The following is a 12,852-nucleotide window of genomic DNA, read 5'->3' as shown; positions in this document are numbered from 1 at the left end:
CCGCACGACCCCGAGCACGATGCGGGGGACGACCGGCCCAGGACGACGGCGACGGTGTTCCTCCTTCCCCGCAGGTCGAGCCGAGGGTGCCCGGGACGTCGAGACCCCGCGGGGGTCCGCAGGCCCCGTCACCTGGTCCCGACACGGGCCGTCCGCGCCGTGGCCGGATTCTTGTCGGGGCGGCACGCTACATTCATCCCCACCACATCCCCGATCGGAGGAAGCCCATGTCAGCGTGGCCCCACCAGCGGTACCAGGACCTTGCCGCCGGTTCCCTGACCGAGATGATCGACGCGGTCGCCGCCCTGTCCGCCGAGGAGCGGGCCGCCGCAGCGGCCGGGGCGGGCCGGGCCACGGCCCGGATGGACAAGGAGGCGACGGACCGCGACCAGAGGGTGGCCGTCATCGTGTTGGCCGTGGCGCTGGGGGTCACCCCGTCGCAGTTCCTCAAACTGATCAGTCCATCGGGCTCCTGGCTGCTGTACGACGTCGTCAACCACCGGTGCAACCGCGACCCCTTCCTGCGGGCCGCCGTCGCCCTCGGCCCCGGGTGGGCGGCCGAGCTGGTGGAGCGCTGTCCCCGCCGGGTGACCGGGTACCTGGCGGACCTGCTGCTGGAACTGGTCGTCGCGCACGACCTCCCGATGCCCACCCAGGCAGCCATCTGGGAGTCCTGGGTCAACGACGACGACCTGTCGCTGCCCCGCCCCGGACGCCGCTGGGTGGAGCAGTTCCTCGCCGCGTGCCAGGCCCCGGACGCCTTCGTCCAGTTCCACACCGACAAGGACTGGCACCGGGAGCAGGTCGCGCAGGGGATCGCCGAGGTCCGGGCCGTGGAGGAGGTCGACGACGTCGCCCTGGCCGAGGCACTGACGAGCGTCATCGAGCGTGGTGACCGGCCAGGCGCCCAACGGGCCGCCCTGCACTGGTCCGAGGCCCTGGGAGTGTCGCTGGTCACCGACCCGGACCGGATCATCGCGGCCCTGCCCCTGGCCGACGGCACGGTGGTCAAGGCCGTGCTGCCCGAGCTGCTCACCCCGGAGCTGCCCGCCGCGCAGCTGGACGCACTCGCCGTCGCGGTGCTGCCCCGCAAGGAGAAGGGCAACCGCCGCACCGTGCTGAAGGCCCTGGACCGGCTGGAGTCCCCTTCGCAGGAGCTCCGCGAGACCCTGGCCCAGCTGACCGGCAACCCCGATGTGGCCACCGCGAGACTCGCCACCGGCCTCCTCGAGCGCTGGGGGGATGTCGCTGCACCCAGCACGCTGGGGTTGTGGCGCGGTCCCGCCCTGCCCGCACCTGCCGCGTGCACGCTCGGGAGGGTGCTCGACGAGCCGTCGGCCCGGGAGCTGGTGGCCCGGCTGGACAACGCGCGCGAACCCGACCCGAACCTCCACGAGGAGGCCCTGGCGAGCCTCGTGCTGACCGGGCGGGAGATCGGTGCGGAGGCCACCCGCGGGCTGTTCTCGTCGATGGGACCGATGGGACCGGCGGACCTGCTGCGGCAGTGCCTGTACGCGTGGGCGACCGGCAGGCCACCGAGACCCAAGACCACCCCGCTGAGCGAGCTGGTGGCCCGCCGCCACCGCGAGGTGCTGGACGGTGTGGGCACCCTGCCCTGCGTGCTGTCGACCCCCACCCACGAGGGGTTGCGGATCGACGGTGAGGTGCTCGCCGCGCGGCTGGGCGCCCATCGCGACGCGGGGGTGCAGCCGTCTGCCGCCGACCTGCTGGTGGCGCTCAGTCGGGTCACCGGTGACCTTCCCCGTCTGGAGCTCACCGGTGCGGCCGCAACCGCCGTCGATGCGTGGCGGGACCAGCCCGTGACGGCGGCCCACCTCGACTTCCGCCCCTCCACCACCATCACCGATCCCGCCCGTCGGATGATCGTCGAGGGGCAGGAGCCCGCAGGGGCGAGGGAGCTCGGCATCGACGACGGCTGGACGCGTCCCTTCACCGGGATCAACGTCGGGGCGCACGGCTGGGAGCTCGCGATCCGGCTGCTGCCCTCCTGCCCGGCCCGGCCCGCCGTCGGGGTGCTGGGCATGCTGGCCTTCTCCACCACCCCACCGGTGGGTCGGCTGGCGGAGGTGATCGACGCGGCGCGCCCCGTCGATGCGGTGACCGCGTTCGCGGCCCTGGCGCTGGCGGGCGAGTGCGCCACTGGTCAGTTGCCGCCACTGGCCGCAGCACTGCTGGACGCGTGGGAGGAGGGCAGGCTGAGCCCACAGACACTGCACGACGCCTGGGACGACATCTGGGTCCACGAGTGGGAGCCGGACCGGGCGAAGGTCGCAGCACTGCTGGGTCTGCTGGCCGAGGAGGGCGCGCTGCAGCTGGTGTGGCCGCTGCTGGTGCGGATCGCGGAGCAGCGGGCCGGGACCCCGAGACTGCCCCGGGACACGGGAGCGGTGCTGGAGGTGCTGAACCACCGCCTGCCGGAGGTCCCGGAGGTCGCGGCACTGCCGAACATCCGGGCCCTGGCGGCGGGCAAGGGCAGGTCGAAGGCCCACCAGTTGGCGCGGGAGATCGTCGGGAAGCTGTGACGACGGGGGCTCCCGCCCTGCCTCACGCCACCGGGTGGCGGCGCGAGGAGTGGCGGGAGCCCCCGTCGGATCGATCAGAGGTAGTGCCGCTGATCGGCCTTCTTGCCCTCGTACCACTGGCGCGCCTGCTGGGTGGAGGAGATCCTGGAGGTCTCGGAGACCGGGACGTCCCACCAGCTGGACCCGGGCGGGTTCGGGCCGTACAGATCCGTCTCGATGTGGATCATCACCGGCACGTCCCCGGCCACGGCCTCGGCGTAGGCCTCACGGAACTCGGCGATGCTCTCCACCCGCAGCACCTTCAGCCCCCACGACTCCGCGTTCGCCGCGATGTCCACCGGCAGCAGCTCACCGTCGGCGTTGTGCGGGGTGTCCCCGGTGCGGTAGCGGGTGCCGAAGCGCTGCGACCCGTGGCTCTCCGACAACGCCCCGATCGAGGCGAAGCCGTGGTTCTGCAGCAGCACGTAGATCACCTTGAGGCGCTCCTGCACGACGGTGGCCAACTCCATCGGCAGCATCTGGTAGGTGCCGTCCCCGACGATCGCGACGACCTCCGCGTCGGGCCGGGCCAGCTTCACCCCCATCGCCGCCGGGATCTCGTATCCCATGCAGGAGAACGCGTACTCGACGTGGTACTGCTCCGGGGTGGAGGCCTGCCACAGGCACTGCAGATCACCCGGCATGGACCCGGCCGCGTTGATGACCACGTCCGTGGGCCCCATCAGCTCGTTGAGCGCCCCGAACACCTCCGTCTGGGCGGGCAGCGGGGTCTGACCGCGCTGGTAGCACTCCGTCGTGGCCTCCTGCCAGGCCTGCTTCAGCTCCGCGACCCGACGGCTGTGGTCCTCGTCGACGCGGTATCCCTCCAGTGCCCGGCCCAGCTGCTCCAGGCCGTCACGCGCATCGGCGACGACCATCTCAGCCGAGTGCTTCGCCGCGTCGAAGGCCGCCACGTTGATGTTGACGAACCGCACGTGAGGGTTCTTGAACTGGGTGTGGGAGGCGGTGGTGAAGTCCGAGTAGCGGGTCCCGATGCCGATCACGACGTCGGCCTCGTCGGCCAGCGCGTTGGCCGAGGCCGCCCCCGTCGACCCGACCCCACCGACGGCGCACGGATGGTCGTGGTTGATGGCCCCCTTGCCCGCCTGGGTGTCGGCGACGGGGATGCCGGTCGCGGTGGCGAAGTCCCGCAGCTGCTGCGACGCCCCGGCGTAGATGGTGCCGCCGCCGGAGACGATGAGTGGCTTCCTCGCCTCCTTGATGATCGCAGCCGCGCGTTCGATGGCGGCCCCCTCGGCGGGTGGGCGGCGCACGTGCCACACCCGACGCGCGAACAGCTCCTCGGGCCAGTCGTGGGCCTCCGCCTGGACGTCCTGCGGCAACGCGATGGTCACGGCCCCGGTGTCGACGGGGTCGGTCAGCACCCTCAGCCCCGCCATGAGCGACGGGATCAGCTGCTCGGGCCGTTCGATGCGGTCGAAGAACCGGGAGACGGGCCGGAAGCAGTCGGTGGCCGCCGTCATCGGCGAGACCGGGTCCTCCACCTGCTGCAGCACCGGGTCGGGGTGGCGGGTGGCGAACTGGTCGGAGGGGAACAGCAGCACCGGCAGCCGGTTCGTCGTGGCCAGGGCCGCCCCCGTGACCATGTTGAGGGAGCCGGGCCCGATGGAGGCGGTGCACATCCAGGTGCTCAGCCGGTTCGTGGTCTTCGCGAACGCCGCCGCCGCGTTGACCATGCCCTGCTCGTTGCGGGGCATGATGTAGCGCATGCGGCCGCCGTCGGGCCCGGGATCGAGGTCGTTCTGCAGCAGTGCCTGCCCGATCCCTGCGACGTTGCCGTGCCCGAAGATGCCGAAGGCACCCGCGATGAGGCGCTGCTCCACGCCGTCGCGTTCGCTGTACTGGTTGACCAGGAACCGGATGATGGCCTGGCCGACGGTGAGTCTCACGGTGTTCATGGATGTCCTTGCCGTTGTTGCGTCAGTTGTTCAGCGGGGTCATGGGAAGCCTGGGGTCGACCTGCTGGGTCTCCCAGGTGCCGCGGATCCAGGTGTGGGCGGGGTCGTCGGTCATGAGCCAGGTGGCGTCCTCCGCGGGGCCGGCCATCACGTTGAGGTAGTAGAGGTCGTAGCCGGGGGCCGCGACGGAGGGGCCGTGGTAGCCGTGCGGCATGATGACCACGTCCCGCGAGTGCACCTCGGCGCACACGTCGATGGGATGGCCCGACGGGTAGATCCGCTGGAGCGCGAAGCCCGGGGTGTCGTTGACGCCGCGCACCTCGTAGTAGTAGATCTCCTCCAGCACCCGTTCGACGTCGTTGTGCTCGTCGTGCTTGTGGGGCGGGTAGCTGGACCAGTTGCCGCCCGGGGTGAGCACCTCGCACACCAGCAGGTGGGAGGTCTCCAGGTCGTTGCCGAGGGCGTAGTTGTTGACCTGACGGGAGCAGTTCCCGGCCCCACGCAGCGTCGTGACGACCTCGCTGGCCGGGCAGTACCTCACCGGGAGGTCGCGGGTGGCCTTGGACGCGGGCAGCGCGAACCGACCGCCCTCCTCGCTGCGGATGGTGAAGTTCTGACCGCGGGGGATGTACAGGTGGTCGGTGATGGCGCTCCACACCTCGTCGCGACCCTGCAGCCGGTGGGTGTGGCCGTCGACCTCGACGGTGCAGCCGCCTGTCAGGGGCAGCACCAGCAGCTCGGCCTCACCGGAGGTGACCTCCTGCTGCCCACCCGCAGGCAGGGCCAGCACCCGGATGGAGCACCACTCCCAGCCGGCACGCTCGACGCTGACATCGGTCTCGAACTGGCCGTGGGCGGTGCTCCCGGCCTTGATGACATGGGTGTCGTTGTCCATCCTGTTTCCTTCCAGAGGGGGTCTCAGCGGTGCACCCGACTGACGACGGGTCGTACCTGGGGGTTGCTGTCCATGAGGCGTTCCACCTCGTCGGCCCGGGGCATCGCGGTGGAGCACTCGAGGCGGGAGGCGACGATGGCGCCGGCCGCCGAGGCGAAGGCGATGGTCTCGGCCAACCCCCAGCCGTGCAGCAGACCGTGGCACACGGCCCCACCGAAGCCGTCGCCGGCTCCCAGACCGTTGCAGACCTGCACGTTCGTGGCGGGGACGTGGACCCGTTCGTCGACGGTGCGGGCGAGGGTTCCCATCAGGCCCTGCTTGACGATGGCGATGCGGACGCCGCGTTCCAGCAGGGCGCAGGCCGCGGCGTCGGGCTCCTCCTCACCCACGGCGATGCGGCACTCCTCCAGGTTCCCGATCGCCACGTCGACGTGGTCGAGGGCGGCGTGGACCTGCTCGGTGGCCTTCTCCTCACTCGCCCAGAACCGGGGTCGGTGGTCGAGGTCCAGCACGGTCCAGCCGTGGCCGTCCCGTCGTCGGAGTGCCTCGTGGTGGGCGCTGCGGGAGGGTTCGACGGACAGGCCGCTGAGGGTGAGCCACAGGATGCGGGCCGTCGCGGCCTCGGCGGGCAGGTCGTCGATGCTGATCTCCAGGTCCGGGGTGGTGGGTTGGCGGTAGAAGAACAGGGGGAAGTTGTCGGGTGGGAAGACCTCACAGAAGGTGACCGGGGTGTTGAAACGAGGGTTGACCACGACGTGGCTGGCGTCGACGCCGAGGCGGGTCATCTCGGCCTGGACGAAGCGACCGAAGGGGTCGTCGCCCACTCCGGTGACGGTGCAGGCGGTGTGGCCGAGGCGGGCCGCGGCGACGGCGACGTTGGTGGCTGATCCGCCGAGGAACTTGCCGAAACGGGTGACGTCCTCCAGGCGGGTGTTCATCTCCAGTGGGTAGAGGTCGACGCCACACCGACCGATGGTGCACACATCGATGACTGGCTCATCCACGGCGATGACTCCTTGGGGCTGGGACCGTTCCCCAAGTCTGCCCTTGGTCACCTCCTCAGTCAACCAATGTCCTGACAAATCTGCAGGTATGGCGTTACCATGATGACGTGACAGCGCCATATGGTCGGGAGGGCTCCTGACCATCGACACAGTGAGGAGTCAGCGTGGACCGCACGTATGAACCCGAGATCTCCTTGGACCGTGACTCCCAGGTGCCGCTCTACCAGCAGATCGCCGAGCCCATCGAGGCCGCCATCCTCTCCGGTGCCCTGCCCGCCGGGGCGATGATCGAGGACGAGGTGTCGATGGCAGCGCGGCTGGATGTCGCCCGACCGACGGCCAGGCGGGCGTTGCAGGAACTGGCGTCGCGGGGGTTGTTGACCAGACGGCGTGGCGTCGGCACCCGCGTCACCCCACCGCACGTGCACCGTCCCATGAAGCTGTCCTCCCTCAACGACGACCTCTCGGAGGCCGGTTTCACCCCGACCACGAAGGTGCTGGAGTACACGGTGCGGGAGTCGTCGCCGTCGGAGGCGGAACAGCTGGGCATCGCCCGGGGGGAGGGGCTGTTGGCGATCCGGCGGCTGCGCTACGCGGACAGTCATCCGCTGGCGCTGTTGACCAATTTCATCCCGCTGGACATCGCCCCGACGTGGCAGGAACTGGGTGACCACGGTCTCTACCGTTGCTTCGCGATGCGGGGCGTGGAGGTGACCTCGGCCCGTCAGGTGATCGGTGCACGTGGCGCGACGGAGGAGGAGGCCGAGGCCCTGGGCGAGCCGATGGGCGCACCGTTGCTCACGATGGAGCGGACCGGGCACGCCACCTCGGGCCGGATCATCGAGGTCGGCACCCACGTCTACCGCCCGTCGCTGTACTCGTTCCACTTCTCACTGTTCACGTCCTGACGAGCACGAAGTGTCGTCCTGTCCTCGTGGCAGCGGGCGTCGGCGGGGTGGTCGAGCGTGATGTCCCGAGCACGCAACAGAGGCGAAAACGATCAGGACGTCAGCAGGCGATGCTGCCGTTCGTGATCCGCAGTTCGTGCCGGGTGGGATGGGGACGCTGGCATCGGCACGTCATGCAGGCATCCCGCCAGTTCGTGCCCGGCGCACCACGCCCGCCTCGCGGCTCGAACGGCGGATCGTGGTTCAGAGCAGAACTCAGCGTTCCCGGTTCCCGGGGTAGCCGACGTCGATCCTGAGGCTCTTGATCGACTCGTCGACCATGGCCTCGGCGGCCGCGTCACCTTCACCGAAGCAGTAGGTGGCCTCGTAGTAGTAGCCGTTCTTGCCCAGGACCATGGCCACCGTGCAGGCGAACCGGTCGATGCCCGGGAACTCCTGCCGGGTGTCCTCGGTGGCAGGTTCCACCCAGGTCAGTGACGTGGCCTCGCGGGCCCCCTGAACCGTGATCGGCTGCCTGGCAACACTCCAGCCCTTCTCCTCGAGCGCCTTGCTCGTCTTGGCGGCGAGGTCATCGACCCCTGCGAAGTCAAGGCCCTCTCCCACCTGGTTGTCACCCATCCAGGAGAACACCACCAACGCATCGACCCCCTCCGGGTGGAACCGGAGATCCCAGGACAGGCTCTTCTTCTGCGGACTGTCATGGCCGCTGCCAGGGGGCAGGACGAAGCCCAGACCGGAGTAGTCGAAGCTGACGGCGCCATCCGCAGTCTCGGTCCTGGTGATCTCCATGCTGGTGACGGTGTTCGAGGAGGAACTGCTCGGCCTGCTGCTCGGGGAGGCGCTGCCAGGAGCCGTCGAACTGCTCGACCCATCTGCGGCCGGGGTGGCGGCCGCTGACGTCTCCACCGCAGGGGCAGGCTCCGGGCTGCTCGGAGCACAGGACACGACGGCACACAGGGTCACAACTCCCAGCAGGACAGTTCCACGTCGTCTGTTCACGGCAGTCTCCAATCATTGAAGTTCCCGCGACGCTAACATCCGGCGAGGTCACCGCGTCAGAATGCGAGCACGAACTTGCGGGTTGCTTGCATGACCCAGGCGATGAAACGTTCCAAGGCAAAGCAGAACGGCGATTCGTGCCCACGGGTGGTCGGGTCCGGAGCCAACACGTCCCACCCCTGGCCGAGCCGGACCGTGAACGCAGTGAACAGTCCGAGTCGAGACCCCGATCACGGTCCTTGCGGAACAGGGGATGAGAACAGGTCCACAGCCATGTTGAAAGCACCCTCACCGACATCTCCGATACGGTCTCCGATCGATTTGTCATCTCCTGTCGGGATGCTCATGGCCACCCCGACAGCCAACCCGACCACCAGTCCAACTGCGGTTCCACCGACGGGGAGGGCGGAGCCGATCGCGGCACCGGCGACTGCGGACACCAGGATCTGGGACCCGCCCCGCGCAGCAGCCGTCCCTGCTGCATGGGCGAATCTCTCATCATCGGAGAGCTCGGGCCTCTCCTCCTTGAGTCTCTGGTCCGCCTGTTCGTATTCCGAATGCAGGAGAAGGGCAGTACCGGCAGCCCCAAGAGCTCGCCCCAGACCACGACCCACACTCGACGCCGCGGTCCTGTGATTCATGCGACCCTCTGTCGTGTGGCCAGTGGTGTCACTGTGGACCCTGTTGGTGACACCGCCGTGGCGTTCGACCATGTTCGGCGGAGTGACGAAAGAGCCCTTCAGATTCCTCCTGAAACGCTCCAGGTAGGATCCGTTCTTCACATTGTCAGTCTCGATCAGACGCCGCCAGTCCATTCGATGGTGCCGATCGACGTAACGATTCCGAGGTCGCACACGTCTCGGAATCGTCTCGCCATTGGGGCCGGTGTCGTAGTGTCGAATCGTGGTCGTGCAGGTGTCAACGACCCACGCGGCTGCAGCGGCCTTCAGGCCCGCCATCCCGACATTGACACCGAAGCTCGCGAGGAAGTCCAGCCAGGCGGCGGAGTCCTCGGAGGGCAGACCGTCCTCACTGATCCCGTTCAGCAGGTCATTGCACTTGTCGATGGCTTCCTCGTACCTCTTGACGAGGTCATCGATGCGTTGCTGCAGATCCCTCCCCTGCTCCTGCCTCGCCCGCTCCTCCTCAGCAGCTGCTTCAGGGGTGCCCGGCTCATCGGATGCAGATCTGGTGTAGCTGTTGTACGCTTCAGCCTCCTGCTCGAGGGCGGGTATGTACGTGCGCAGCACACCGATCTCCCCACCGAACACCGTCAAGGCCCCAGCGACGAAAGTCGTGGAATTCTGGACACTCGCCGCCGAGACGTCAGCTGGGTGATTGAGCGCCGCATAGAGATTCTCGGCACTTTCTGTCCAGTAGTGCGCACTGAGTTCCCTCCAGATGTTGCGTGCAGCGCCGACCGCCTCGAAGAACTCACCTCCGGCTGCCTGCAGATTCGAGGCCCCATCGTGTATCGCATCGGGATCTGGCCAATCCTTGAGCCCCTCTGCGTTGATTCTCATACGCGCTTCCCATCCGTGATCCTGAACTCGTCGAGCTCGAAGGCCTCCCGCTCGAATCGCCGGACATTTCCTTCCATCTCGGCATTCGCCTGCACATGGACACCGAGGATGCTCCTTCCGGCAGAAACCGCGTTGTCGATCTGGGTTTCAGCCCCAGTCATGCTCCTGGTGATGACCCTGTTGTACAACGCATTCAATCGGGAGCCGATCTTTGCACTCTTCCCGATGCAGGCATTGCCCACCTCGTCCACACTGGAAGAGACCTTGTGGTGGACATCCTTCACTTCGTCATTCTGCATCTCCACCCGAGAAAGCACGGCATGGCAGGCAGAGTTTTCAATCCGCCAATTTCCTACACCCATCTCATTCCTCTCCTTCCTTCACCATTGCTTCGATCACTGTCCACCAGAACGGTTCTGATGGGTCCTGTTCGATGAGGATCGTGTTGTCCAGTCGGGATCCGTCCCGGACCATCGCGTCGCCCCGGGTCCGGGTGTGGACCCAGGTGAGGATGCTGCCGTTCGGCCCTGACAAGGAGGTGAGCTGCCAGTCCTCGGTCAGGAACTCGGCGGCGTCGCCGTCGTGGCCCTCCGGGACCACGCCGTGGTCGGCCTTGGCGCGGAACACCCCCTCCTCCAGTTCGAGCCTCACCTCCATCGGCCACGACAAGGTGAGTCCTGCCCAGGACAGGACCAGCCGGAACAGGTCGTTCGACGGGCAGAAACCCAGCAGGCTGTGCCCCTCCTGCTCCGGGTGGGGGATGACGAAGACGGCACTGGGGTCGGTGAACCAGAACCTGACAGCATTGCGCCCAGGCCCCGCGAACGAAATCTTCCGGGACTGGCCGCTGAGGATGTGGTCGACGTACCAGAACCCGTCCGGGGTGAGGTTCCCCGTGTCGTCGACGATCCCACCGGCGGCCAGCTCCTGTCTGACCTCTCCCGTGACCGGCGCGAACACCCGATTGGCCGCATTGGCCAGGAAGTGCTCCGCCGTCTGGTTGCTGAGCACGATCGGTGGGGCCTGGAGCACCAGCTCCGTCGGCGGTGCTCCGGAGAGCTGCTCCCGCGGCACCCCATCCCTCGCCGTCGCCCACTCGTCCAGCTCCGCCGCCGCGACCTCCGTCATGCCCAGCGGTTTCATCCGCTCCCCGCTGGGCAGCGGGCGGAGTGTGTCGAGCATGGCGTGGTACCCGTCCCCCGGGCTCCACCCCACCAGCGGCACGGTCACGGTGAGCTCCGCCACCACCTCGTCCACGACGGCGATCTCCTGCATGCCCAGCACACTCAGCACGTTGCCGTGCAGCGCCTCCAGCTGGAGGGGCAGCAGGAACCAGAGGCGACGGTGTTCGACGTCGTGACGCACCAGTGCCTGCACGCCCAGGGGCAGCGTGCCCGGCAGCAGGTTCTCCGACGCGCGGAGCCTGGCCTGGCTGACCGCCGCGAGGGCATCACCGGTGTCCTCGATGCGGGACTCCCGCAGCACCGCGTTGGGCGCGAACCCCAGCACCGGGGTCGGCGAGGCCGCGATGACGTGACCGGGCCGGTGCGTGCTCTCCCAGTCGTCGGGGACATCGAAGCAGAAGGTCATTCCCTTCAGTTGCATCTCTCCTCCTCAGGTCCAGGGGTCCGGGTCACCTGCCCCAGGCGTCGAGCAGGTCGTCGCCGATGTCCGCCACGTTTGAATAGGTCGCATTGGTGTTGAGGGAGGTCACCATCACCACTCCGCGGTGGATCTCGGTGACGCAGGCCGTCGAGTCGGTGCCGTTGGCCTTGACGACACCGCAGGTCCAGATGTCCATCTTCTCCGCCTTCTTCATCTGTTCCACGTGCCGCTTCATCTCGTCCACCTCGGTCAGGTAGTGGACGGTGATGTGGCGCGACCCGGTTCCGGAGTAGATGACGAAGGCGGAACTGCCGGGGTCCTCGGTCGCCTTGAAATCGCCGAACTCCTGCGGGAGCGAGGGAGCCTCACCACCGCCGTCGTCGCCACGTCGTCGTTGATCGGGCTGCTCCTGGCCGCCCTGCTCAGCACCCGGGGTCTGCTCCCGCGCGCTCTCCTGCCCACCGGGCGGAGTGTTTCCCCCAGGTGGGGTCGTCCTCTGCTCCTCGGGTGGTTCGCTGGGTTGCCGTGCCGACGGCGTGGTCTCCACCGGAGCCGGGGACGTCTCCTCGGTGGGGGTCGCGACGGTGACCGGTTCCAGTGGAACCGTCGCCGCCTGCTGGTTCTGCGTGATGATCAACCACACCCCGCCACCGACGACCGCGACGATGGCCACCACCAGGGCGATGATGATCCCGGTGCTGCTCCTGCGCTGCAGCGGACCGTGGTACTGGGGATGATTCGGATCGATCATGGTCATTCGTCTCCCGTCACTTCCACACCGCCATCAGACTGTCGCCGATGCCCGCGATGTCCTGGGGGCTGTAGTTGTCGGCAACTGCTCCGAGAAAGACGACCCCTTCGTAGGCAGGACCACCACATGCCACAGTGTCTGTCTGCCCTTCCTTCTTCTGCGTGAAGCAGCTCCAGTCACCGATGGGGCGGGCCCCGTCAAGCTCGAGTTCGTCGAAGGTGACGTAGTCGGCATAGGTGACGGTGACTGACGTGCCGTCCTCAGCCCTGTACCTGGCCGACTCCCCCTTGCTCTGTTTTTCCTCCTCAAAGGTGAACTGGGCAAAACGCTTCGGCAGCGGTGGGGCCGGGGTGCTGTCCTGCCGACTCTTCCCCGTGTCCTGGCCCGACGGTTTCCTGGACACCTTCGGTTCCTCCGGCTCGACCTCGGGCTGCTCCTGGGTCGGAGGCTGACTCTGCCCCTGGGACGAGGGCTGAGGCTGACTCTCCGGCTGCTGGCCCTGCGGCTGTGCCTGTGTCTGCGTCGGGGCAGGGGACTGGTCCCGGGGCTGCGTCGGCACCACGGCCGTCGGTTGGGGCTGGGCCTGCTGTGAGTCCTGGTTGCCGAGGAACCACCACCCACCGAACCCGACAACCGCCACCACGATGGCCACCACCAGGGCGATGA

The 12,852-nt window shown here is 68.2% G+C and carries 12 protein-coding genes; 3 read left to right on the top strand and 9 right to left on the bottom strand.

Features of this window, described 5'->3' with window-relative positions:
- Nucleotides 1-227 precede the first annotated feature (227 nt).
- Nucleotides 228-2,543, top strand: a complete 2,316-nt coding sequence (locus EII34_RS13205; protein ID WP_124845639.1) for a DUF7824 domain-containing protein — start codon at nucleotides 228-230, stop codon at nucleotides 2,541-2,543.
- Between the two features lie 74 nt (nucleotides 2,544-2,617).
- Here the strand turns inward: EII34_RS13205 and iolD are convergent, their stop codons facing one another.
- From iolD to iolC, 3 genes are read right to left on the bottom strand one after another with little or no spacing between them, the layout of a single operon-like run.
- The gene (gene iolD, locus EII34_RS13200) at nucleotides 2,618-4,501 is read right to left on the bottom strand and encodes a 3D-(3,5/4)-trihydroxycyclohexane-1,2-dione acylhydrolase (decyclizing) (protein ID WP_124845638.1); all 1,884 of its coding nucleotides are present in this window, start codon (nucleotides 4,499-4,501) and stop codon (nucleotides 2,618-2,620) included.
- A gap of 22 nt (nucleotides 4,502-4,523) precedes the next feature.
- On the bottom strand, nucleotides 4,524-5,396 hold the full coding sequence (gene iolB, locus EII34_RS13195; protein WP_124845637.1) for a 5-deoxy-glucuronate isomerase: 873 nt from the start codon (nucleotides 5,394-5,396) through the stop codon (nucleotides 4,524-4,526).
- Nucleotides 5,397-5,419: 23 nt separating this feature from the next.
- Nucleotides 5,420-6,400, bottom strand: coding sequence for a 5-dehydro-2-deoxygluconokinase (gene iolC / locus EII34_RS13190; RefSeq protein ID WP_260425156.1), 981 nt, complete (start codon nucleotides 6,398-6,400; stop codon nucleotides 5,420-5,422).
- A 164-nt stretch (nucleotides 6,401-6,564) separates the two neighbouring features.
- Here iolC and EII34_RS13185 point away from each other — a divergent pair, with 164 nt between their 5' ends.
- Nucleotides 6,565-7,308, top strand: a complete 744-nt coding sequence (locus EII34_RS13185; protein WP_124845635.1) for a GntR family transcriptional regulator — start codon at nucleotides 6,565-6,567, stop codon at nucleotides 7,306-7,308.
- A 255-nt stretch (nucleotides 7,309-7,563) separates the two neighbouring features.
- Here the strand turns inward: EII34_RS13185 and EII34_RS13180 are convergent, their stop codons facing one another.
- Nucleotides 7,564-8,097 carry a hypothetical protein gene (locus EII34_RS13180; protein ID WP_124845634.1) on the bottom strand — a complete coding sequence of 178 codons (534 nt, stop codon included), beginning with the start codon at nucleotides 8,095-8,097 and terminating at the stop codon, nucleotides 7,564-7,566.
- Between EII34_RS13180 and EII34_RS13175 the strand changes: the two genes are divergently transcribed.
- Nucleotides 8,096-8,326 carry a hypothetical protein gene (locus EII34_RS13175; protein WP_148092633.1) on the top strand — a complete coding sequence of 77 codons (231 nt, stop codon included), beginning with the start codon at nucleotides 8,096-8,098 and terminating at the stop codon, nucleotides 8,324-8,326. The genes EII34_RS13180 and EII34_RS13175 overlap by 2 nt on opposite strands.
- A 211-nt stretch (nucleotides 8,327-8,537) precedes the next feature.
- On the opposite strand, the gene EII34_RS13170 is transcribed toward EII34_RS13175, so the two are convergent.
- The 5 genes from EII34_RS13170 to EII34_RS16045 all read right to left on the bottom strand — a co-directional run.
- Nucleotides 8,538-9,830 carry a hypothetical protein gene (locus EII34_RS13170; protein WP_124845632.1) on the bottom strand — a complete coding sequence of 431 codons (1,293 nt, stop codon included), beginning with the start codon at nucleotides 9,828-9,830 and terminating at the stop codon, nucleotides 8,538-8,540.
- On the bottom strand, nucleotides 9,827-10,114 hold the full coding sequence (locus EII34_RS13165; RefSeq protein WP_124845631.1) for a hypothetical protein: 288 nt from the start codon (nucleotides 10,112-10,114) through the stop codon (nucleotides 9,827-9,829). The genes EII34_RS13170 and EII34_RS13165 overlap by 4 nt, the downstream gene beginning before the upstream one ends.
- Nucleotides 10,115-10,193: 79 nt before the next feature.
- Nucleotides 10,194-11,435, bottom strand: a complete 1,242-nt coding sequence (locus EII34_RS13160; protein WP_124845630.1) for a hypothetical protein — start codon at nucleotides 11,433-11,435, stop codon at nucleotides 10,194-10,196.
- 28 nt (nucleotides 11,436-11,463) lie between these two features.
- Nucleotides 11,464-12,192: a hypothetical protein gene (locus EII34_RS13155; RefSeq protein ID WP_124845629.1), complete on the bottom strand. Its 729-nt coding sequence runs from the start codon at nucleotides 12,190-12,192 to the stop codon at nucleotides 11,464-11,466.
- A gap of 10 nt (nucleotides 12,193-12,202) precedes the next feature.
- Nucleotides 12,203-12,852 (bottom strand): hypothetical protein (locus tag EII34_RS16045; RefSeq protein ID WP_221620306.1); only part of this gene is annotated, 650 nt, incomplete at its 5' end.

Source organism: Arachnia propionica, assembly GCF_003859805.1.
GTDB lineage: Bacteria > Actinomycetota > Actinomycetes > Propionibacteriales > Propionibacteriaceae > Arachnia > Arachnia propionica_C.
Note: the sequence above shows the minus strand (reverse complement) of the source record. Positions and strands in the feature narration are given on the sequence as shown.